Genomic DNA, 19763 nt, shown 5'->3' on the forward strand with positions numbered 1-19763 from the left:
GTGCGCTTCCCCCTCAAGGGGGCGACGCTGGCGGACCGGAAGGAAGGCCCACCCCGGGGCGCTGCGCGCCTCCCCCTCAAAGGGGGCGACGCCGGCGGACCGGCGGAGCCGGATCCGCGGCGTCCCGGATCTGCTGGGTCCCGGGTCCGCGGCTTCCGCGATCGCGCGATACGTTTATGCACGGCACAATGGATAACTGATACGGATTCTTCATGTCACGTCAAAAAACCGATTTCTGGGTAGGCCTGTTCGTGCTTCTCGGCGCCGCCGCCCTGGTATTCCTGGCCTTGCGTGCCGGCAACCTCAGCGCCTTCTCGTTCGCGCCCACCTATGACCTGACCGCGCAATTCGACAACATCGGCGGTCTGAAGGAGCGCGCGGCCGTCAAGAGCGCCGGCGTGGTGGTCGGCCGCGTCAGCCGCATTCGCTTCGACGACAAGAACTTCCAGGCCGTCGTCACGCTCAGCATCGATGCCGACTTCAAGTTTCCGAAGGATTCCTCGGCCGCCATCCTGACCGCGGGCCTGCTGGGCGAGCAGTACGTCGGCCTGACGGCGGGCGGGGACGATGGCGATTTTGCGGACGGCGACAAAATCCGTTATACCCAGAGCGCCGTCGTTCTGGAAAACCTGATCAGCCAGTTCCTGTACGGAACGGCGGAAAAGCAGGGCTCGGCGCCGGCCGGCAACGCGCCCGCACCGGCGCCCGCGCCGGCACCGCAAACGCATTAATCGGGATTATTCTTACTCCGACGCAATCGCATGGCATGCGCCCTGGGGAAGAGGAAGGCGCGATTCAGGCGGCAGCGATCGGCCTACAGGCTGTCACTCCAAGAACATGACCAGATGAACAAGAACACCCTGACTCGCATTTTCGCCATGGCGGCAGCCGGCGCCGGGCTGGCCGGCTGCGCCACCGTACAGAACCCCGATCCGCGCGATCCATGGGAAGGCTTCAACCGTGGCGTCTACACGTTCAACGACAAGGTGGACCGCGCCGTGCTCAGGCCCATCGCCGTGGGCTATACCAAGATCACGCCGCAGCCGGTGCAGAGCTGCATCCACAATATGTTCAACAACGTCGCCGATATCTGGGCGGCGGCCAACAGCATGCTGCAGGGCCGCGGGATCGACGCCATCAACACCTTCGGCCGCTTCCTGTTCAATACCACCATGGGCGTGGGCGGCTGCTTCGACGTCGCCACCGCCAACGGCGCCAACCGCATCCCGAACGACTTCGGCACCACGCTGGGGGTATGGGGCGCGGGCCAGGGTCCGTACGTGGTGCTGCCGTTCTGGGGCTCCAGCACGGTACGGGACACCGCCGGCCTGGCGGGAGACTTCGTCGGCAACCAGTGGACCAGCGTGGGCGCCATCGACAACGTGCCCGTGCGCAACTCCCTGTACGGATTGTGGGTGGTCGATCGCCGGGCCAGCCTGCTGGACGCCACCGATACCGTGGACCGCGTGGCGTTGGATCCCTACAGCTTCGTCCGTGACGCCTACCTGCAGCGGCGCGCGGCGATGGTCCTCGGCCGCAAGGCGGGCGATGCCAACAACCTGCCCAACTATGACGAGGACAGCGAGGGCACCGGCGACGGCGGCAAGCCGGCCGGCACGGGCGCCGGCAGCGGCGCGCCGGTACCGGCGGCGCCGGGCATAGGCGGTGCGGGCGCGGGCAGTACGACCCCGGCGCCCAAGCACCAATAAACGAAGGCGGCGGACTTTTTGCCAGGCGGGCCCGCGGGGTCCGCCACAGCCTTCCTTTCCTGGAATCTAGAAGGAGCAAGCATGCGGTTTCATCCCCTTTCCCTATTGCAACGCCTGGGCATCGCCGGCCTGCTGGGCCTGGCCTTGGCCGGGTCCGTCCACGCCGCGCCCAGCGCCAAAGACGCTGAAACCCTGGTGCAGAATACCGCCGACAAGGCTTTGCAGGTCCTGAAGACCGACGGCGGCGTGCGCAGCGGCGAACTGCGCCGTGTCAACGAAGTGGTCAACCAGTACATCCTGCCCGCCGTGGACTTCGAAAAGACGACCCGTCTGGCGGCCGGCCGCTATTGGCGCCAGGCCACGCCCGAGCAGCGCACCCAGCTGGCCGAAGCCTTCAAGGGCACGCTGGTGCGTACCTACAGCGGCGCGCTGAGCCGGGTGGACAACGGCACCAACATCAAGGTGACCGGATCCGCCATCGACGGCAACGACGCTGTCGTGCGCAGCACGGTCAATCAGTCGAACGGGCAGTCGGTGGGCGTGGACTACCGGCTGGAGCAAACCCCCGCCGGCTGGAAGATCTACGACCTGAACGTCGAAGGCATCTGGCTGATCCAGAACTACCGCAACCAGTTCGCCAACGAGATCAACCAGAACGGCATCGACGGCCTGATCAAGGCCCTGAACCAGCGCAACGCGCAGTAAGCGCCCGCCCGGCCGCGCGGGGCAACCCTGCGCGGCCCGGGGCCATGCCCGGGAAAACCCGGGCAGCGCTTTATAATCGCGGATTGGCTCTTTTCCGGGCTGTTCCCCGCATCATGTCCGCCGTCCGTCTCGAGAACGTCTCCAAAATTTACGCCGCTCGCCAGCCTGCCTGGAAGAAGTGGCTGGGCCGACCCTCCGCGCCGGGATTCCAGGCGCTGCGGAACGTCAACCTGGACATCCAGCCGGGCGAATTCTTCGGCCTGCTGGGCCCGAACGGCGCGGGCAAGACCACGCTGATTTCCGTGCTGGCCGGCCTGGCCAGGCCCAATTCGGGCAGCGCCAGCGTTTGCGGCCACGACGTGCAGGCGGATTTCCGCCAGGCCCGGCGCGCGCTAGGCGTGGTGCCGCAGGAACTGGTCTACGACCCCTTCTTCACGGTACGCGAAACCCTGCGCATCCAGTCCGGCTATTTCGGCCTGCGCAAGAACGACGACTGGATCGACGAAATCCTGTTCAACCTGGGACTGTCCGACAAGGCGGACGCCAACATGCGCGCGCTTTCCGGCGGCATGAAGCGCCGCGTCCTGGTGGCGCAGGCGCTGGTGCATCGGCCACCGGTCATCGTGCTAGACGAGCCGACGGCGGGCGTGGACGTGGATCTGCGCCGCACCCTGTGGGAATTCATTTCCCGCCTGAACAAGGCCGGCCATACCATCATGCTGACCACCCACTACCTGGAAGAAGCCGAAGCCCTGTGCGGCCGCATCGCCATGCTCAAGGCCGGCCGCATCGTGGCGCTGGACACCACGCCGGCACTGCTCGCGGGAGTGGGCGGGGTCGACCTGGAAGACGCCTTCGTGCGTATCATGCGCCGCGAGGACGACACGCAACTTACCGAGGTGGTGTCGTGAGCGCGCCCTCCCTTGGTGAGGCAGTCGCGCAGCGACAGGAGGGCACACCAGTGAGCGCCATGCAACCCATGCTGGACGCCGCCGGCGAGGCCGGTTCCGGCTTTCCCACGCTGCTGCGCAAGGAGCTGATGCGCTTCTGGAAAGTCAGCTTCCAGACCATCGCGGCGCCGGTCATCACCGCCTTGCTCTACCTGCTGGTCTTCGCCCAGGTACTGCAGGACCGCGTCCACGTCTACGGCACCGTGCCCTACACATCGTTCCTGATCCCGGGGCTGATGATGATGAGCATGCTGCAGAACGCTTTCGCCAACCCCTCGTCCTCGCTGATCCAGAGCCGCATCACGGGCAACCTGGTTTTCATCCTGCTGCCGCCTCTGTCGCACCGGGATATCTACTTCGCCTACGTGATCGCGGCGATCGCGCGCGGCATCGCGGTGGGCCTGTGCGTGTGGATCGTGGCGCTGTTCTTCATCCCGCTGGCGCCAGCGCATCCGCTGTGGGTCTTCGCGTTCGCCGTCCTGGCCTGCGGCATCATGGGCAGCCTGGGTGTCATCGCCGGCCTGTTCTCGGAAAAATTCGACCAGCTGGCCGCCTTCCAGAACTTCCTGATCATGCCCGCCACCTTCCTGTCGGGCGTGTTCTATTCCATCCACACGCTGCCGCCGTTCTGGCAGGGCGTGTCCCACTGGAATCCCATCTTCTACACCATCGACGGCTTCCGCTACGGCTTCTTTTCGGTTTCCGATGTGTCGCCCTGGCGCAGCCTGGCGGTGGTCAGCTGTGTTTTCCTGGCGCTGGGCACCTATGCCGCGCGGCTGCTGGCCACCGGCTACAAACTGAGGAACTGAATGATGAAGCCCACCCCCGAAGCGCTGCGCGCTTCCCCCTCAAGGGGGCGACGCCTGCGGACCGGCGGAGCCGGATCCGCGGCGTCCCTGGTCCGGAGCGGCGGCTTCGTGCGGGGATGGCATGCGGGACGGTGGACCACTACGATGAAATTCAACCTCGACGCGCTTCGCGCTTCGTCGATCGCGCCATATCCGCTTCATATGCGGCTGGTGGCGCATAGCGCAAGGGACTATTGAACATGTTGCCGACGCCCGAACAGGTCCGCCAATACATCGCCGACGGACTGCCCTGTGAACATATCGACGTGCAGGGCGACGGATCGCATTTCGATGCGGTCATTGTCAGCGCGGCCTTCGAAGGCAAGCGCCCGATCGCCCGCCACCAGCTGGTCTATGCCGCCCTCGGCGACCGCATGAAGGCCGAGATCCACGCCCTGTCCATGCGCACGCTGACGCCCGCCGAATACAAGGCGGGACGCTGATGGACAAGCTGCGCATCACGGGCGGCACGCGTTTGCGCGGCGAGATCGCCGTCTCCGGCGCCAAGAACGCGGCGCTGCCCATCCTCTGCGCGGGGCTGCTCACCGCGGATACCCTGTCGCTGGACAACGTTCCGCAGCTGAACGACATCGCCACCATGCTGCGCCTGCTGGACCATGTGGGCGCGCGGGCCGAACGCCAGGCCGACGGCGGCGTGGCCATCCGCGCCGACCAGGTCGACAAGCTGGAAGCGCCGTACGAACTGGTCAAGACCATGCGTGCGTCCATCCTGGTGCTCGGGCCGCTGGTCGCGCGCTTCGGCGAAGCGCGCGTCAGCCTGCCGGGCGGCTGCTCCATCGGGCAGCGCCCCGTCGACCAGCACATCAAGGGCCTGGCCGCGCTGGGCGCAGACATCAAGCTGGAACACGGCTTCGTGGTCGCGCGGGCCAAGCGGCTGAAGGGCGCGTCCATCCGCACCGACATGGTCACGGTGACCGGCACGGAGAACCTGATGATGGCCGCCACGCTGGCCGAGGGCCGCACGGTGCTGGAAAACGCCGCGCGCGAACCGGAAGTCGTGGACCTGGCCGAACTGCTGATCAAGATGGGCGCGCGCATCCAGGGCCACGGTACCGACCGCATCGTCATCGACGGCGTGCAGCGCCTGCACGGCGCCACCCACCGCGTCATTCCCGACCGCATCGAAGCCGGCACCTTCCTGTGCGCCGTGGCCGCCGCCGGCGGCGAAATCACGCTGCGCAATACCGAGGCGGCCCATATGGGCGCCACGCTGGACAAGCTGACCGAAGCCGGCGTTGCGCTGGAGACCGGCGCGGACTGGATCCGCGCCTCGATGCGCGCGCGGCCCCGGGCCGTCAGCGTGCGCACCCACGAATACCCGGGCTTCGCCACCGACATGCAGGCCCAGTTCATGGCGCTGGACGCCGTTGCCGAAGGCACCGGCGTCATCGTCGAAAACATTTTCGAAAACCGCTACATGCACGTGCAGGAATTGATCCGCATGGGCGCGGACATCGATATCGACGGCCACACCGCCGTGGTGCGCGGCGTGGGGGGCCTGTCCGGCGCCACCGTCATGGCCACGGACCTGCGCGCCTCCGCCAGCCTGGTCATCGGCGGCCTGGTGGCGGATGGCGAAACCCTGGTCGACCGCATCTACCACCTGGACCGCGGCTACGAGCAGATGGAAGGCAAGCTGCGCGAATTGGGCGCTCGCATCGAAAGAGAAAGATGACCCACCCCCGAAGCGCTGCGCGCTTCCCCCTCAAGGGGGCGACGCCGGCGGACCGGAAGAACGGATCCACCCCCGAAGCGCTGCGCGCTCCCCCCTCAAGGGGGCGACGCCGGCGGACCGGCGGAGCCGGATCCGCGGCGTCCCCGATCGGCTACACCTGTTTTACGCGCGCGGATAGTGCGCGGCTTCATGGACTACTGATATGAAGAACCAGCCAAATACCCCTGCCGCCGATCCGGCGCCGCTCACGCTGGCGCTGTCCAAGGGCCGCATTTTCGAGGAAACCCTGCCGCTGCTGGCCGAGGCCGGCATCGAGGTCGCGGAAAACCCCGAGCGCTCCCGCAAGCTGATCATCCCGACCAGCGACCCCGGCCTGCGCCTGATCATCGTGCGCGCCTCCGACGTGCCCACTTATGTGCAGTACGGCGCGGCGGACCTGGGCATCGCCGGCAAGGACGTGCTGATCGAACACGCCGCGGCGCACCCGGGCGGGCTGTACCAGCCCATCGACCTGAACATCGCCAAATGCCGGCTGTGCGTCGCCGTGCCCGCGGGCTTCGATTACCAGAACGCCGTGCGCCAGGGCGCTCGCCTGCGGGTCGCCACCAAATATGTCCAGGCGGCCCGCGAGCACTTCGCCGCCAAGGGCGTCTACGTGGACCTGATCAAGCTTTACGGCTCGATGGAGCTCGCGCCGCTGGTGGGCCTGGCCGACGCCATCGTGGACCTGGTGTCCTCCGGCGGCACGCTGCGCGCCAACAATCTCGTCGCCGTGGAGGACATCATGCCGATTTCCTCGCGGCTGGTCGTCAACCAGGCGGCGTTGAAAACCCGCGGCGCGCGCCTGCAACCGCTGCTGGACGCCTTCGAGCGAGCCAGCGCCGCGCCTGTGGCATGATAGGCGCTTGAATCCGCGCTCCGGCGCCTGTCCGTTTCGCTGCCTCCGCCGCCCGATCCGCGGCCTTATACGCCCCGAAGGGGGTATTTCATGACCACCATCAATCGCCTCGATTCCCGCGATCCCGGTTTCGCGTCCGCCCTGTCCTCCCTGCTGGCCTTCGAGGCCTCGCAGGATGAATCCATCGACCGCGCCGCGGCCGACATCCTGGCGGACGTGCGACATCGGGGCGATGCCGCGCTGCTGGAATACACCCGGCGTTTCGATCGCGTCGAGGTCGACGGCGTGCAGGGCCTGGAAATCCCGCGCGACAGCTGGCACGCCGCCTTGGAATCGCTGCCTGCCGCGCAGCGCCAGGGCCTGGAAGCCGCCGCGCAGCGCGTGCGTGCCTACCACGAAAGGCAGCGCGGCCAGACCTGGACGTATACCGAAGCCGACGGCACGATGCTAGGCCAGAAGATCACGCCGCTGGACCGCGTCGGGCTGTACGTGCCGGGCGGGAAGGCCGCCTACCCGTCATCGGTGCTGATGAACGCCATTCCGGCGAAGGTGGCCGGCGTGCCGGAACTGATCATGGTCACGCCCACGCCGGACGGCATGCGCAACCCCATGGTGCTGGCCGCGGCCGCCATCGCCGGCGTGGACCGCGCCTTCGCCATCGGCGGCGCGCAGGCGGTCGGGGCGCTGGCCTACGGCACCGCCACCATCCCGGCCGTGGACAAGATCGTCGGTCCCGGCAACGCCTATGTCGCGGCCGCGAAGCGGCGCGTGTTCGGCACCGTCGGCATCGACATGATCGCCGGTCCCAGCGAAATCCTGGTCATCTGCGACGGGCAGACGCCGGCCGACTGGATCGCCATGGACCTGTTCTCGCAGGCCGAACACGACGAATTGGCGCAAGCCATCCTGCTGTGCCCGGACGCCGCCTACCTGGACGCCGTCGCCGCCTCCATCGAACGCCAGCTGCCGGGCATGCCCCGCGCCGCCATCCTGCGCGAAAGCCTGGGCAAGCGCGGCGCGCTCATCCAGGTGCGCAGCCTGGAGGAAGCCTGCGACATCGCCAACGACATCGCGCCCGAACACCTGGAAATCTCCACCGACAACCCTGAAAAATGGGTGGAGCGCATCCGCCACGCCGGCGCCATCTTCATGGGCCGCTATGCCTCCGAATCGCTGGGCGATTACTGCGCCGGTCCCAACCACGTGCTGCCGACCTCGCGTACCGCGCGCTTTTCCTCGCCGCTGGGCGTCTACGACTTCCAGAAGCGCTCCAGCCTGATCCAGGTTTCGCGGCAGGGCGCCCAGACGCTGGGGCGCATCGCGGCGGACCTGGCCTATGGCGAAGGCCTGCAGGCGCACGCCGCCAGCGCCGAATACCGGCTCGACAAGGCATGACTGCCGCCGCGCCCGGGCGCGGGCCGGCCGACGGTGGGCCGCCTGCCTCGGCGGCCGAACGCGCCGCCGCCACCATCCGCCCCGATATCCAGGCCCTGTCCGCCTATGCCGTCGGCCATGCGGACGACGGCATCAAGCTGGACGCGATGGAAAACCCCTACGGGTTACCGGACGAGGTGCGCGACGCCATCGCGGCCGCCGCCCGCGCCACGGCACTGAACCGCTATCCGGCCGCCCACCACGACGCCCTGCAAGCCGCCGTGCGGGCCGCCTTCGGCGTACCGGACGCGGCCGCGCTGCTGTTCGGCAACGGCTCGGACGAGCTGATCAGCCTGATCGTGCAGGCCTGCTGCGATGCCGGTGACACCGTGCTGTCGCCCGTGCCGTCCTTCGTCATGTTCGAGATGTCGGCGCGCTTTCACCACGCGCGCTTCGTCGGCGTGCCCCTGACGCCGAACTTCGAGCTGGACCTGCCGGCCATGCTGGCCGCCATCCGCGCGCACCGGCCCAAGGTGGTCTTCCTGGCCGTGCCCAACAACCCCACGGGCGGACGCTGGACCGACGCCGCCATCGACGCCATCCTGGCGGCCGCGCCCGGCCTGGTGGTAATTGACGAGGCCTACCAGCCCTTCGCCGACGGCACCTGGATGCCGCGCGCGGCCACGCTGCCCAATGCCGTGGTGCTGCGCACGGTCTCCAAGATCGGGCTGGCGGGCCTGCGCTTCGGCTACCTGGCCGGCCCCGCGCCGTGGATCACAGAAATCGACAAGCTGCGGCCGCCCTACAATGTGGACGTGCTGACCGAAGCCGTCATGCTGGCCGTGCTGCGCCACAAGGCGGTGCTGGATGAGCAGGCCGCCCGGCTGCGCGATTCGCGCGACGGCCTGGCCCGCGCGCTGGCTGCCTTGCCGGGCGTCATCGTGTATCCCTCGTCCGCCAACTTTCTTCTGGCGCGCTTTTCCGGCAAGATGAGCGGCAACGCCGTGCATCAGGCCCTGAAAACGCGCAAAATACGGGTTCGCAATTTCCCCGGCGGCGAGCCGGCGCTGGCTGACTGCCTGCGCATTTCCCTGGGGACGCCGGACGAACATGCCGCGCTGCTGACCGCGCTGCATGACATCCTGGCCTGACGCCCATCCTTTTCCCAGCTACACACAACCGCGCCGGCCCTACCGCCTTTCCCGCACGCCAGCCGACGCCACAGACCGACCACCATGCGCACCGCAGACATTACCCGCAACACCAATGAAACCCGCATCCGCGTGGCGGTGAACCTGGACGGCACCGGACGCCAGTCCATCGATACCGGCGTGCCGTTCCTGGACCACATGCTGGACCAGATCGCGCGCCACGGGCTGATCGACCTGGACATCAAGGCCGAAGGCGACCTGCACATCGATGCCCACCACACGGTGGAAGACGTCGGCATCACGCTGGGGCAGGCCATCGCCGCCGCCATCGGCGACAAAAAAGGCATCCTGCGCTACGGCCACGCCTACGTGCCGCTGGACGAAGCGCTGTCGCGGGTCGTGGTGGATTTCTCCGGCCGTCCGGGGCTGGAATTCAATGTGCCGTTCACGCGCGCCCGCATCGGCGAGTTCGACGTCGACCTCACGCGCGAGTTTTTCCAGGGCCTGGTGAATCACGCCCTCATCACCATGCATATCGACAATCTGCGCGGCCGGAACGCCCATCACCAGTGCGAAACCGTGTTCAAGGCCTGTGGCCGCGCGCTGCGCATGGCCATGGAGCGCGATCCGCGCAGCCAGGGCGTCGTTCCTTCCACCAAGGGCGTGCTGTAATCGACGATTCCACGAATACGCAGGCAGACATCTCGTGACTTCCATCGCTATCGTCGACTACGGCATGGGCAACTTCCACTCCGTGGCGCGCGCGCTGGCCGCCGCCGCCCCGGACGCCGACATCCGGATCTCCAACACCGCGGCCGATATCGACGCGGCCGACCGCGTCGTCTTCCCGGGCCAGGGCGCCATGGCGGATTGCATGCGCACGCTGAACGAATCCGGCCTGCGCGAAGCAGTGGTGCGCGCGGCGCGCAGCAAGCCGCTGCTGGGCGTCTGCGTGGGCGAGCAAATGCTGTTCGACACCAGCGAGGAAGGCCCCACCATCTGCCTGGGCATCTTCCCCGGGGTGGTGCATCGGTTCAGCGGCGCGCAGTATGCGCCGCCCATCGGCGCCTATGAAGACCCGGCGACCACGGCGGCCGCCGGCGAACGCCTGAAAGTTCCGCACATGGGCTGGAACAAAGTCCGTCAAACGCACTCTCATCCCATTTGGGCAGGCATTCCGGACGGCACCCATTTCTACTTCGTTCATAGTTACTACGCCGTGCCGGCAGACCCCGCCCTGACCGTTGGGGAAAGCGATTACGGCGGTTCCTTTACCTGCGCGGTGGCGGCGGCTAACATTTTCGCGGTGCAGTTCCACCCCGAAAAAAGCGCCGAGCACGGCCTGCGCCTGTACAGGAATTTTGTCGATTGGCGCCCCTGATTCCCGCCGCCCGGTGTGACCACGACGATCGCGCCGGTTAGCCACACCCGTTCAACAACCGACTTACCAACGCGCGTAATCACTATGCTGCTGATCCCCGCCATCGACCTTAAAGACGGGCGTTGCGTCCGCCTGCGCCAGGGTGACCTGGACGATGCCACGGTGTTCTCCGAAGACCCGGCCGCCATGGCCACGCACTGGCTCGAACAAGGCGCGCGCCGCCTGCACCTGGTGGACCTGAACGGTGCCGTCGCCGGCAAGCCGCGCAACGAAGCCAGCATCAAGGCCATCGTGGACGCCGTGGGCGACGAGATCCCGGTCCAGATCGGCGGAGGCATCCGCGACCTGGACACCATCGAACGCTACCTCGACAACGGCATTTCCTATGTCATCATCGGCACCGCCGCGGTCAAGAACCCGGGGTTCCTGCATGATGCCTGCGGCGCCTTCCCCGGCAGCATCATCGTCGGCCTGGACGCCCGCGACGGCAAGGTGGCCACCGACGGCTGGAGCAAGCTCACCCGCCACGACGTACTGGACCTGGCCAGCAAGTTCGAGGACTACGGCTGCGAAGCCATCATCTACACGGACATCGGCCGCGACGGCATGCTGTCCGGCGTGAACGTCGATGCCACGGTGCGCCTGGCGCAGCACGTGCGCATCCCGATCTTCGCGTCCGGCGGCATCGCCGGCATCCAGGACATCGAAGCCCTGTGCGCCGTGGAAGAGGAAGGCGTCGAAGGCGCCATCCTGGGGCGCAGCATCTACGAAGGCGCGCTGGATTTCCAGGCCGCGCAAACCCGCGCGGACGAATTGGCGAAGCCATGAACGGTATCACCCCCTCCGGCGCCGGCGCCGGGGCCAACACGCTGACGCGACGCATCATTCCCTGCCTGGACGTCACGGCCGGACGCGTCGTCAAAGGCGTGAACTTCGTCAACTTGGTCGATGCCGGCGACCCCGTCGAAATCGCCCGCCGCTACAACGAACAAGGCGCGGACGAGCTGACCTTCCTGGACATCACGGCCACCAGCGACGGCCGCGACCTGATCCTGCCCATCATCGAGCAGGTGGCCTCCCAGGTGTTCATTCCCCTGACGGTAGGCGGCGGCGTGCGGCAGGTTTCGGACATCCAGCGCCTGCTGAACGCGGGCGCGGACAAGGTCAGCATCAACAGCGCGGCGGTGGCCAACCCCGAACTGGTGCGGGCCGCGGCGGACTATCACGGCTCGCAATGCATCGTGGTCGCCATCGACGCCCGCCGCGCCAAGACGGAAGACGGCGGCGAACGCTGGGAAGTCTTCACGCACGGGGGCCGCAAGGCCACGGGGCTGGACGCCATCGAATGGGCGCGCCGCATGGCCGAATACGGCGCCGGCGAAATCCTGCTGACCAGCATGGACAAGGACGGCACCAAATCAGGCTTCGACCTGGCGCTCACCCGCGCGGTGTCCGATGCCGTGCCGGTGCCGGTCATCGCCTCCGGCGGCGTCGGCTCGCTGCAGCACCTGGCCGACGGCGTGACGGTGGGACGCGCCAACGCCGTGCTCGCCGCCAGCATCTTCCACTACGGCCAGCACACCGTCCAGGAATGCAAGCGCTTCATGTCCGATCTGGGCATTGAAGTAAGGGTATGACCCACCCCGGGGTAAGGCCCACCCCCGAACGCTGCGCGCTTCCCCCTCAAGGGGGCGACGCCGGCGGACCGGAAGGAAGACCCACCCCCGAAGCGCTGCGCGCTTCCCCCTCAAAGGGGGCAACGCCGGCGGACCGGCGAAGCCGGATCCGCGGCGTTCCGGATCGGGCCAGACCTGTTTCTTGCGGCGTGTGTTGGGATGGAAGTCGCTCGCGAAGCGCCGTGCACTTCCTCCTCGAGAGCGCGGGGTTGGCGAGGCGGAGGGAAGGTCCACCGCCGAAGCGTTGCGCGCTTCTCCTACAGGGGGCGATGCCGGCGGACCGGCGGAGCTGGCGCGGCGTCCCGGATCGGGCCAGACTTGTTTCATGCGTGTAGACTCGCTTACGAAGCGCTGCGCGCCTCCCCGTCAAGGAGCCGGATCCACGGCGTCCCTGGTCGGGGCCTCGCCCAATTCATCGATATCGGGCGCGCGCGGCGCCATGGATGACTGATATGAGCAACGATCCCGCCTGGCTGGGCGACGTCGTCTTCGACGCGCAGGGCCTGATACCCGCCATCGCCCAGGATGCCCAGACCGGGCAGATCCTGATGGTGGCCTGGATGAATCGCGAATCCCTGGCCGAAACGGCGGCCACGGGCCGCGCGGTGTACTGGTCGCGTTCGCGCCAGCGCCTGTGGCGCAAGGGCGAGGAATCCGGGCATGCGCAGCAGGTGAAGGAACTGCGCCTGGACTGCGACGGCGACGTGGTGCTGCTGAAGGTCGACCAGCAGGGCGGCATCGCCTGCCACACCGGCCGCGCCAGCTGCTTCTTCCGCCGGCTGGACGGCCAGGATGGCGAACGCCATTGGGAAACCACCGACCCGGTCCTCAAAGACCCGGAGCTGATCTACAAATGAGCAACATCGACCCGCGCGGCGAGGCCGTCCTGGCGCGCATCGCCGATACCCTGGAGACCCGCCGCCCCGATCGTGGCGGCGACCCCGCCAGCTCCTACGCGGCCCGCCTGCTGGCCAAGGCGCCCGACGCCTTCCTGAAGAAAATCGGCGAGGAAGCGACCGAACTGGTCATGGCGGCCAAGGATGGCCTGCCCGAGCGCATCGTCAGCGAAACGGCCGATCTCTGGTTTCATTGCCTTGTCGCACTGACTCATTACAATCTGCGGCCGGAGGATGTCCTGGCGGAACTCGCACGACGCGAAGGCCTGTCGGGACTGGCCGAAAAAGCCGCGCGGCCAGCCGACTGACCGCAAGGCCATGGATACACGGAGCGAGATACATGAGCGACAACTGCATCTTCTGCAAGATCAGCCGGGGGGAAATCCCCGCGAAGAAAGTGTACGAAGACGATGAATTCGTCGCCTTTCACGACATCAATCCCGCCGCGCCGGTCCACCTGCTGCTCATCACTCGCCGCCATATCGCGTCCTTGCAGGACGTGACAGCGGACGACGGGGGCTGGTTGGGTAGAATGGTGACATTGGCCCCGCGTCTGGCGCTGGAAAACGGCTGCAACCCCGGGGAACAAGGCGGCTTCCGTCTCCTCGCCAATTCCGGCGCGGAAGGCGGACAGGAAGTTCCGCACCTGCATTTCCACATCATTGGCGGTTCGCGTCCTTGGAAAGGCCGCGTAGCCCCGAACGCATGAACACGGAGAACCGTCATGGGCAGTTTTAGCATCTGGCATTGGCTGATCGTTCTGGTCATCGTGGCACTGATCTTCGGCACCAAGAAGCTGCGCAACTTCGGCAGCGACCTCGGCGGCGCGGTCAAGGGCTTCAAGGAAGGCATGCGGGACGCCAACGGCGACCCGGTCGACCCGGCGCAGCAGCAACGCGTTTCCGGCGACACCATCGACGTGCAGGCCAAGGAAAAAACGCATTCCTGATCCCGGCCCGCGGCGTGGCGGCGGCTTAGGCGGCCGCACCGCCAGCGCCCGACGCCCGCCTTCCGCCGCCGGGCCATCCCGCGGCGAAAGAGGCATCCCCTCTACTTCATGGCCGTCGTATGTTTGATGTCAGTTTCACAGAGCTGATGGTGATCGGCGTCATCGCGCTGATCGTCATCGGACCGGAACGCCTTCCCAAGGTCGCACGCACGGTAGGACATCTGCTGGGCCGCGCGCAGCGCTACGTCAACGACGTAAAAAGCGATATCCGGCGCGAAATCGAGCTGGACGAACTGCGCAAGTTCAAGACCGACATGGAAACCGCCGCGCAGTCGGTGCAGACCTCGCTGCGCGACGCCGAAACCTCGTTGCGCGAGCCCGCGCAGGCCTTGCGGCAAGAGCTGGACGAAGCCGCCAAGGCGGCCACCAGCGCCGTCTCCATGCAGTCGCCCGCGACGGCCGCACTGAGCGAATCGCCCGCGGCCGACGCGGCGCACACCTTGCCGCAAGTTGCCGCGACGCCGGCATCCGCCGGCGCGAGCGTGGCCACTGCGGCCGAGGCGGTGCCGGCCGCCACGCCGGCCGGTTCGGCGCCCGCCGTGCCGGAACCGGCCGTATCGACACCGGCCCCGCCGGCACAGGCACCGGCATCAGCACAGGCGTCGCCAACGCCGACGCCATCGCCAACGCCAACGCCAACGCCATCATCGGCCCCAACCGCGACGGCGACGGCGACGTCACCGTCATCCCCGCCAGCGGTAAGCGCATCGGCGCCAGCGCCCACACCCGCCACGCCCGCGGCTTCCGCTGCCGTCGACGCAGCGCCCACATCCCCAACGCCTACCGGTAGCGCAACGTGAGCCAGGAACTGCCACAAGAAGAAGAGCTGCAGGAAGACAGCTTCATGTCCCACCTGGTGGAGCTGCGCACGCGCCTGCTGCGCGCGGTGGCCGTCATCGGTGTCTTTTTCGTCATCCTGTTCTTTTACCCGGGCGCCGCCAAGATCTACGATCTGCTGGCGCGTCCCATGCTGGCCTCGCTGCCGGAAGGCACCCGCATGATCGCCACGGGGGTCATCACGCCCTTCATGGTGCCCGTCAAAGTCACACTGATGGCGGCCTTCGTCCTGTCCCTGCCCGTGGTGCTGTGGCAGGCCTGGGCCTTCGTCGCGCCGGGCCTGTACCGCCACGAAAAACGTCTGGCGCTGCCGCTCATCGTGTCCAGCACCTTCCTGTTCCTGGCCGGCATGGCATTCTGCTATTTCGTGGTGTTCAGGACGGTCTTTCACTTCATCGCGACCTTCGCGCCGCAGTCCATTACGCCGGCGCCGGACATCGAAGCCTATCTCAGCTTCGTGATGACCATGTTCCTGGCCTTCGGCATCACCTTCGAGGTTCCCGTCGCCGTGGTCCTGTTGGTCAAGGCCGGGATCGTCGACGTCAAGAAACTCAGCAGCGCGCGCGGCTACGTCGTCGTCGGTGCCTTCATCATTGCCGCCGTCGTCACGCCGCCCGACGTGGTCAGCCAGTTCATGCTGGCCGTGCCCCTGTGCCTGCTGTTCGAAGTGGGCCTTATCTGCGCGCGCATGGTGTCCAAGAACAGTCCCAAGGACCAAGAGAGCGAAAACGCGCTCACCGAGCGGCAGTAAGCCGACGAAACGAGACTGATTCACCTTGAGTCATCAGACCTGCAATCGTACATTGCAGGGATGACCATGGCGGACCGCTTGCGAACCCTCATGCGTTGGCGCGGCATCCGCAGCCAGCGGCAATTGGCACGCTTGTCCGGCGTGCCGCAAACCTCCATCCATCGCATCCTCACGCGCGATCCCGGCTACATGCCGGCGCTGGGCACGCTCACGCGCCTGGCGCGCACGCTGGACACCACCGTCCTCTGGTTAAGCGAAGGCGATGCCGCGCTGCGACCGGCGGCGCACGCCGCCGCGCCGCCGCAAGTGCGCGAACCCGACGCGGCGCATCACTACCATCCGGAATGCGGCGGCGATGCCGCGGAACTGCATATGCTGATGGCCAGGCTATCCGATGCCGAACGGCGCCACGTGGTGGCCCTGGTCCGCATGCTGGCGGACAGGCCTACCTGGGCCGCTGGGGACGCACGCCGATCTTCACCTTGAGTTCCATCGGGCGTCCGCCCCGCAGCACGGACAACGCGACTTCCTGGCCCGGCGGCAACAGGGCGATCATGGCCAGCATCGAGGACGTGTTGCGCACATCGTTGCCATCGATACTCAGCACGATATCGCCCACGCGCAGGCCGCCGCGCCCGGCCGGGCCATCACGCATCACGCCGGCGATGATCACGCCGCGCTGGTTGCCCAGCTTGAACGCCCGGGCCAGGTCCGGCGTCAGGTCCTGCGGCTCCACGCCCAGCCAGCCGCGCCGCACGTAGCCGGTGCGTATGATCTCGTCCATCACCGACCGCGCGGTATCGATGGGGACGGCGAAACCGATGCCCAGCGAGCCGCCGGACTGCGAATAGATGGCGGTGTTGATGCCGACGACATTGCCACGCTGGTCGATCAGCGCGCCGCCGGAGTTACCCGGGTTGATGGCCGCGTCGGTCTGGATGAAGTTTTCGTAGGTGTTCAAGCCCAGGCTGCTGCGCCCCAGGGCGGACACGATGCCCTGCGTCGTCGTCTGGCCGACGCCGAACGGGTTGCCGATCGCGAGCACGATATCGCCTACCTTCAGCGCACCGTCGCTGCCCAGAGTGGCCACCGGCACGGCGCCGATGTGTTCCGGCAGTTTCAGGACGGCCAGGTCCGTTTCGGGATCGGCGCCCACCACCTCGGCACGGGTTTCGCGGCCGTCCGCCAGCGCGACCTCGATGGCATCGGCCGCCTCGACCACGTGGTAGTTGGTCAGGACGTAGCGATCCTGGACGATCACGCCGGAGCCCAGGCTGGTCGACTCATGGCGGCGGCTGACGCTGGGCAATTGCCCCAGCAGTTCGCGTATGACGGGATCGTCCGGCAACGGGATCAAGGGCACGTCCACGTGCTTGGCGGTGTACACGTTCACCACGGCGGGCGCGGCGCGCGCGACCGCGGGGGCAAAGCTTAAACCGCCGCCGCGCGCAGCGGCCGGAAGGGCGGCCGCGTCGGGCCGGGACGGCGCGGGCGCAGGGGGCGCCGCCGGCCCCCCTAGGCGCAGCCAGTCCGGGCGCAAGGTGCTGACCACGAATAGAATGGCAAGACTGACCGTGACGGCCTGGGCGAATATCAGCCAGAGTCGACGCATGATTTCTTAGGTAAGGCGATGAATAGTATCGATACGCGCGAACTGGCCGCCTGGCTGGACCAGACCCTGCAGCCGGGCCGGTTCCGCGACTACGCCCCGAATGGGCTGCAAGTGGAAGGCAAGGCGTCGATCGGCCATATTATCGCCGGGGTGACGGCATCCGAGGCCCTGCTGCGCACGGCCATCGACCGCGGCGCGGACGCCGTGCTGGTACACCACGGCTGGTTCTGGAAGAACGAAGACCCTCGCGTGCGCGGCCCGCGGCGCACCCGGCTGGCACTGGCGCTGGGACACGACTTGAACCTGTTCGCCTACCATCTGCCGCTGGACGCGCACCCCCAATTGGGCAACAACGCGCAGCTTGCGCGCGTCCTGGGGCTGGTGCCGGACCTGGACGCGGCGGGCCAGCCGCGTACCTGCGGGCCGGACAGCCTGGTGTGGCTGGGTAGCGCGCCGGGCATCGACGACTTCGGCCAGCTGGCCGCCCGCGCGGCGCAACGCCTGGGACGTCAGCCGCAAGCCATCGGCGACCCGCAACGTCCCATCCGCCGCGTCGCCTGGTGCACGGGCGGCGCCCAGGGCATGCTGGCCGACGCCGTGGACGCGGGCGTGGATGCCTACATCACCGGCGAGATCTCCGAACCGACCGTCCATCTGTCGCGTGAAACCGGCGTGGCCTTCCTGGCCGCCGGGCACCATGCCACCGAGCGCTATGGCGTGCAGGCCCTGGGCCAAGCCATCGCCGATCGCTTCGGTATCCGCGTGGATTTCGTCGACATCGACAATCCGGTCTGACCTCGGCCGCGGGCAAGCGCACCCGCCGATCCGTACGGGCTGCCACTGATGGCGAGGCCCGGCCTGGACAAGGCACCGCGCGCCACGCGCTGGCCCGGCGGGCCGCCGTGCGGGCGGCGGGTGCCGGCGCAAGCGGCGGCCGTTCAGGCGACCGGACCGCGAGCCTGCTGCTGTTTGAGCAGGTCGCGGATTTCTTGCAGCAGCTGCACATCCGCCGGCGTGGCGGCGGGCGAGGCATCCAGGTGGGTGCGGGCGCGAGCGACGGCCTTCACCATCCAGAAAATAATGAAAGCCAGCAGAACGAAGTTGATCACGATCGTGATGAAGTTGCCCCAGGCGAACACGTTCGCGCCCGCCTTGGTCAAGTCCGCGTAGGTCATGGGGCCGCTATAGTTGGGCGGCATCGAGAGCACGATGAATTTATTCGAGAAATCCACCGCCCCGCCGAGGATGAGATTGAGGAGCGGCATGACGATGTCTTTCACGAGAGAATCCACGATTCTCCCGAACGCCGCGCCGATGATCACGCCCACGGCGAGGTCCACGGCGTTGCCCTTGACGGCGAAGTTGCGGAAATCCTTCAGAAAACTCATAGCTGCTCCTCTATGATGCGCCCGTCATTGGGCTAAGGCTATAATACGCGGTTGCGAAGACGTTACGTATCATCAAGCATTTACCGCCCCGGCATGCCGGGGAGTAAGACACCTCCGGCATGCCGGGGGGCAAAAAGGCCAGGTACAGGGCCCGGTGCTTAATCCACATCCCCTGGAGGGGGGACGCTACACGGCCCAGGCATGACCCGCAGTAGCCGCATAACAAGGATGGATGATGAGTCAGACTACGATGTATCACGATGACGAAGGCGCAGCACCTGTTGACCTGCCTCCTGACCCATCGCGACGTTTCTGGGTAACAACCGCCTGTGCCCTTGGGGGCGTGGCCGGTGTAGCAACCGCCGTACCGTTCGTCGGCACGTTCGCGCCTTCCGCGAAGGCACGCGCCGCTGGCGCTCCGGTGGAAGCGGACATCAGCCAGCTGCAGCCTGGCCAGATGATGACGGTGGAATGGCGCGGCAAGCCCGTATGGATCCTGCGCCGCACGCCGGAGCAGCTCGAAGAGCTGAAGAAAGACACCTCCCTGCTCGCCGATCCCGATTCCAAGCGCACGGGCTTCACGCCCGAATACGCCGAGAACGGCTATCGGTCGCGCAAGCCCGACCTGTTTGTCTGCGTCGGCATCTGCACCCATCTGGGTTGCTCACCGAATCGCCAGGATGAAGTCGGCCCCGGCGTCGATGGCTTTCTGTGCCCCTGCCATGGTTCGCGCTTCGACTTGGCCGGCCGCGTGTTCAAGAACGTACCCGCGCCCGACAACCTTGAAGTGCCGCCATACCAATACGCGTCGGACACCCGCATCATCGTCGGGGTCGACGAAAAGAACAAGGCCTGACAGGGCGTCGCCACGCGCACGCATTA

The 19763-nt window shown here is 67.2% G+C and carries 25 protein-coding genes; 23 read left to right on the plus strand and 2 right to left on the minus strand.

Features of this window, described 5'->3' with window-relative positions:
* The first annotated feature begins 212 nt into the window (after positions 1 to 212).
* The 21 genes from mlaD (at position 213) to AKI39_RS00630 (ending at position 16367) form a co-directional block, all read left to right on the plus strand.
* Positions 213 to 731: an outer membrane lipid asymmetry maintenance protein MlaD gene (gene mlaD, locus AKI39_RS00530; protein ID WP_066631439.1), complete on the plus strand. Its 519-nt coding sequence runs from the start codon at positions 213 to 215 to the stop codon at positions 729 to 731.
* Positions 732 to 845: 114 nt separating this feature from the next.
* Complete coding sequence (locus tag AKI39_RS00535; RefSeq protein WP_083228551.1) at positions 846 to 1709, plus strand: MlaA family lipoprotein; 864 nt, start codon at positions 846 to 848, stop codon at positions 1707 to 1709.
* An 81-nt stretch (positions 1710 to 1790) separates the two neighbouring features.
* Positions 1791 to 2414, plus strand: a complete 624-nt coding sequence (locus AKI39_RS00540) for an MlaC/ttg2D family ABC transporter substrate-binding protein (RefSeq protein ID WP_066631441.1) — start codon at positions 1791 to 1793, stop codon at positions 2412 to 2414.
* A 113-nt stretch (positions 2415 to 2527) separates the two neighbouring features.
* On the plus strand, positions 2528 to 3325 hold the full coding sequence (locus AKI39_RS00545; RefSeq protein ID WP_066631443.1) for an ABC transporter ATP-binding protein: 798 nt from the start codon (positions 2528 to 2530) through the stop codon (positions 3323 to 3325).
* Positions 3326 to 3384: 59 nt separating this feature from the next.
* On the plus strand, positions 3385 to 4173 hold the full coding sequence (locus tag AKI39_RS00550; RefSeq protein ID WP_066631445.1) for an ABC transporter permease: 789 nt from the start codon (positions 3385 to 3387) through the stop codon (positions 4171 to 4173).
* A 239-nt stretch (positions 4174 to 4412) separates the two neighbouring features.
* Positions 4413 to 4655: a BolA family protein gene (locus tag AKI39_RS00555; protein WP_066631448.1), complete on the plus strand. Its 243-nt coding sequence runs from the start codon at positions 4413 to 4415 to the stop codon at positions 4653 to 4655.
* Complete coding sequence (gene murA, locus AKI39_RS00560) at positions 4655 to 5908, plus strand: UDP-N-acetylglucosamine 1-carboxyvinyltransferase (RefSeq protein ID WP_066631451.1); 1254 nt, start codon at positions 4655 to 4657, stop codon at positions 5906 to 5908. The genes AKI39_RS00555 and murA overlap by 1 nt, the downstream gene beginning before the upstream one ends.
* 202 nt (positions 5909 to 6110) lie before the next feature.
* Positions 6111 to 6806, plus strand: coding sequence for an ATP phosphoribosyltransferase (gene hisG / locus AKI39_RS00565; RefSeq protein ID WP_066631453.1), 696 nt, complete (start codon positions 6111 to 6113; stop codon positions 6804 to 6806).
* 90 nt (positions 6807 to 6896) lie between these two features.
* Positions 6897 to 8201, plus strand: a complete 1305-nt coding sequence (hisD, locus tag AKI39_RS00570) for a histidinol dehydrogenase (protein WP_066631454.1) — start codon at positions 6897 to 6899, stop codon at positions 8199 to 8201.
* Positions 8198 to 9331: a histidinol-phosphate transaminase gene (gene hisC / locus AKI39_RS00575; protein WP_066631456.1), complete on the plus strand. Its 1134-nt coding sequence runs from the start codon at positions 8198 to 8200 to the stop codon at positions 9329 to 9331. Before hisD ends, hisC begins: the two co-directional genes overlap by 4 nt.
* 84 nt (positions 9332 to 9415) lie before the next feature.
* Positions 9416 to 10003, plus strand: coding sequence for an imidazoleglycerol-phosphate dehydratase HisB (hisB, locus tag AKI39_RS00580; protein ID WP_066631458.1), 588 nt, complete (start codon positions 9416 to 9418; stop codon positions 10001 to 10003).
* Between the two features lie 34 nt (positions 10004 to 10037).
* A complete protein-coding gene (gene hisH / locus AKI39_RS00585) occupies positions 10038 to 10712 on the plus strand; it encodes an imidazole glycerol phosphate synthase subunit HisH (protein WP_066631460.1) in 675 nt (224 codons plus the stop codon).
* A gap of 84 nt (positions 10713 to 10796) precedes the next feature.
* On the plus strand, positions 10797 to 11540 hold the full coding sequence (hisA, locus tag AKI39_RS00590) for a 1-(5-phosphoribosyl)-5-[(5-phosphoribosylamino)methylideneamino]imidazole-4-carboxamide isomerase (protein ID WP_066631470.1): 744 nt from the start codon (positions 10797 to 10799) through the stop codon (positions 11538 to 11540).
* Positions 11537 to 12349, plus strand: a complete 813-nt coding sequence (hisF, locus tag AKI39_RS00595) for an imidazole glycerol phosphate synthase subunit HisF (protein ID WP_066631472.1) — start codon at positions 11537 to 11539, stop codon at positions 12347 to 12349. Before hisA ends, hisF begins: the two co-directional genes overlap by 4 nt.
* A 491-nt stretch (positions 12350 to 12840) precedes the next feature.
* Positions 12841 to 13245 (plus strand): phosphoribosyl-AMP cyclohydrolase, encoded by a 405-nt coding sequence (gene hisI / locus AKI39_RS00600; RefSeq protein ID WP_066631474.1) that lies wholly within the window; start codon positions 12841 to 12843, stop codon positions 13243 to 13245.
* Entirely contained in the window at positions 13242 to 13592 is a 351-nt protein-coding gene (locus AKI39_RS00605) for a phosphoribosyl-ATP diphosphatase (protein WP_066631476.1), read from the plus strand. Before hisI ends, AKI39_RS00605 begins: the two co-directional genes overlap by 4 nt.
* 32 nt (positions 13593 to 13624) lie before the next feature.
* A complete protein-coding gene (locus AKI39_RS00610) occupies positions 13625 to 13993 on the plus strand; it encodes a histidine triad nucleotide-binding protein (protein WP_066631478.1) in 369 nt (122 codons plus the stop codon).
* Positions 13994 to 14008: 15 nt separating this feature from the next.
* Positions 14009 to 14233 (plus strand): Sec-independent protein translocase subunit TatA, encoded by a 225-nt coding sequence (gene tatA, locus AKI39_RS00615; RefSeq protein WP_066631480.1) that lies wholly within the window; start codon positions 14009 to 14011, stop codon positions 14231 to 14233.
* A gap of 119 nt (positions 14234 to 14352) precedes the next feature.
* The gene (gene tatB / locus AKI39_RS26245) at positions 14353 to 15093 is read left to right on the plus strand and encodes a Sec-independent protein translocase protein TatB (RefSeq protein ID WP_066631482.1); all 741 of its coding nucleotides are present in this window, start codon (positions 14353 to 14355) and stop codon (positions 15091 to 15093) included.
* 44 nt (positions 15094 to 15137) lie between these two features.
* The gene (gene tatC, locus AKI39_RS00625) at positions 15138 to 15881 is read left to right on the plus strand and encodes a twin-arginine translocase subunit TatC (RefSeq protein ID WP_443103689.1); all 744 of its coding nucleotides are present in this window, start codon (positions 15138 to 15140) and stop codon (positions 15879 to 15881) included.
* A gap of 66 nt (positions 15882 to 15947) precedes the next feature.
* Entirely contained in the window at positions 15948 to 16367 is a 420-nt protein-coding gene (locus AKI39_RS00630; protein WP_338012414.1) for a helix-turn-helix domain-containing protein, read from the plus strand.
* Here AKI39_RS00630 and AKI39_RS00635 read toward each other — a convergent pair.
* Positions 16327 to 17493 (minus strand): S1C family serine protease, encoded by a 1167-nt coding sequence (locus tag AKI39_RS00635; RefSeq protein ID WP_066631490.1) that lies wholly within the window; start codon positions 17491 to 17493, stop codon positions 16327 to 16329. The two genes, AKI39_RS00630 and AKI39_RS00635, sit on opposite strands and share 41 nt — an antisense overlap.
* Before the next feature lie 18 nt (positions 17494 to 17511).
* On the opposite strand from AKI39_RS00635, the gene AKI39_RS00640 reads away from it, so the two are divergent.
* Positions 17512 to 18288, plus strand: a complete 777-nt coding sequence (locus AKI39_RS00640; RefSeq protein WP_066631492.1) for a Nif3-like dinuclear metal center hexameric protein — start codon at positions 17512 to 17514, stop codon at positions 18286 to 18288.
* A 143-nt stretch (positions 18289 to 18431) separates the two neighbouring features.
* On the opposite strand, the gene mscL is transcribed toward AKI39_RS00640, so the two are convergent.
* Positions 18432 to 18881: a large conductance mechanosensitive channel protein MscL gene (mscL, locus tag AKI39_RS00645; protein WP_066631494.1), complete on the minus strand. Its 450-nt coding sequence runs from the start codon at positions 18879 to 18881 to the stop codon at positions 18432 to 18434.
* Positions 18882 to 19116: 235 nt separating this feature from the next.
* On the opposite strand from mscL, the gene petA reads away from it, so the two are divergent.
* Positions 19117 to 19737 carry a ubiquinol-cytochrome c reductase iron-sulfur subunit gene (gene petA / locus AKI39_RS00650; protein ID WP_066631496.1) on the plus strand — a complete coding sequence of 207 codons (621 nt, stop codon included), beginning with the start codon at positions 19117 to 19119 and terminating at the stop codon, positions 19735 to 19737.
* The last annotated feature ends 26 nt before the right edge of the window (positions 19738 to 19763 follow it).

The organism is Bordetella sp. H567 (assembly GCF_001704295.1).
Taxonomy (GTDB): domain Bacteria; phylum Pseudomonadota; class Gammaproteobacteria; order Burkholderiales; family Burkholderiaceae_B; genus Bordetella_C.

Excerpts from the sequence above, each read along its gene's own strand:
- mlaD (WP_066631439.1), top strand. The coding sequence starts at position 213 with ATGTCACGTCAAAAAACCGATTTCTGGGTAGGCCTGTTCGTGCTTCTC.
- hisA (WP_066631470.1), top strand. The coding sequence starts at position 10,797 with ATGCTGCTGATCCCCGCCATCGACCTTAAAGACGGGCGTTGCGTCCGC.
- murA (WP_066631451.1), top strand. The coding sequence starts at position 4,655 with ATGGACAAGCTGCGCATCACGGGCGGCACGCGTTTGCGCGGCGAGATC.
- AKI39_RS00605 (WP_066631476.1), top strand. The coding sequence starts at position 13,242 with ATGAGCAACATCGACCCGCGCGGCGAGGCCGTCCTGGCGCGCATCGCC.
- AKI39_RS00545 (WP_066631443.1), top strand. The coding sequence starts at position 2,528 with ATGTCCGCCGTCCGTCTCGAGAACGTCTCCAAAATTTACGCCGCTCGC.
- AKI39_RS00550 (WP_066631445.1), top strand. The coding sequence starts at position 3,385 with ATGCAACCCATGCTGGACGCCGCCGGCGAGGCCGGTTCCGGCTTTCCC.
- hisI (WP_066631474.1), top strand. The coding sequence starts at position 12,841 with ATGAGCAACGATCCCGCCTGGCTGGGCGACGTCGTCTTCGACGCGCAG.
- AKI39_RS00635 (WP_066631490.1), bottom strand. The coding sequence starts at position 17,493 with ATGCGTCGACTCTGGCTGATATTCGCCCAGGCCGTCACGGTCAGTCTT.
- mscL (WP_066631494.1), bottom strand. The coding sequence starts at position 18,881 with ATGAGTTTTCTGAAGGATTTCCGCAACTTCGCCGTCAAGGGCAACGCC.
- petA (WP_066631496.1), top strand. The coding sequence starts at position 19,117 with ATGAGTCAGACTACGATGTATCACGATGACGAAGGCGCAGCACCTGTT.
- hisG (WP_066631453.1), top strand. The coding sequence starts at position 6,111 with ATGAAGAACCAGCCAAATACCCCTGCCGCCGATCCGGCGCCGCTCACG.
- AKI39_RS00555 (WP_066631448.1), top strand. The coding sequence starts at position 4,413 with ATGTTGCCGACGCCCGAACAGGTCCGCCAATACATCGCCGACGGACTG.
- hisD (WP_066631454.1), top strand. The coding sequence starts at position 6,897 with ATGACCACCATCAATCGCCTCGATTCCCGCGATCCCGGTTTCGCGTCC.
- tatC (WP_443103689.1), top strand. The coding sequence starts at position 15,138 with ATGTCCCACCTGGTGGAGCTGCGCACGCGCCTGCTGCGCGCGGTGGCC.
- hisB (WP_066631458.1), top strand. The coding sequence starts at position 9,416 with ATGCGCACCGCAGACATTACCCGCAACACCAATGAAACCCGCATCCGC.
- AKI39_RS00630 (WP_338012414.1), top strand. The coding sequence starts at position 15,948 with ATGGCGGACCGCTTGCGAACCCTCATGCGTTGGCGCGGCATCCGCAGC.
- hisF (WP_066631472.1), top strand. The coding sequence starts at position 11,537 with ATGAACGGTATCACCCCCTCCGGCGCCGGCGCCGGGGCCAACACGCTG.
- tatB (WP_066631482.1), top strand. The coding sequence starts at position 14,353 with ATGTTTGATGTCAGTTTCACAGAGCTGATGGTGATCGGCGTCATCGCG.
- AKI39_RS00535 (WP_083228551.1), top strand. The coding sequence starts at position 846 with ATGAACAAGAACACCCTGACTCGCATTTTCGCCATGGCGGCAGCCGGC.
- hisC (WP_066631456.1), top strand. The coding sequence starts at position 8,198 with ATGACTGCCGCCGCGCCCGGGCGCGGGCCGGCCGACGGTGGGCCGCCT.
- AKI39_RS00640 (WP_066631492.1), top strand. The coding sequence starts at position 17,512 with ATGAATAGTATCGATACGCGCGAACTGGCCGCCTGGCTGGACCAGACC.
- tatA (WP_066631480.1), top strand. The coding sequence starts at position 14,009 with ATGGGCAGTTTTAGCATCTGGCATTGGCTGATCGTTCTGGTCATCGTG.
- AKI39_RS00540 (WP_066631441.1), top strand. The coding sequence starts at position 1,791 with ATGCGGTTTCATCCCCTTTCCCTATTGCAACGCCTGGGCATCGCCGGC.
- AKI39_RS00610 (WP_066631478.1), top strand. The coding sequence starts at position 13,625 with ATGAGCGACAACTGCATCTTCTGCAAGATCAGCCGGGGGGAAATCCCC.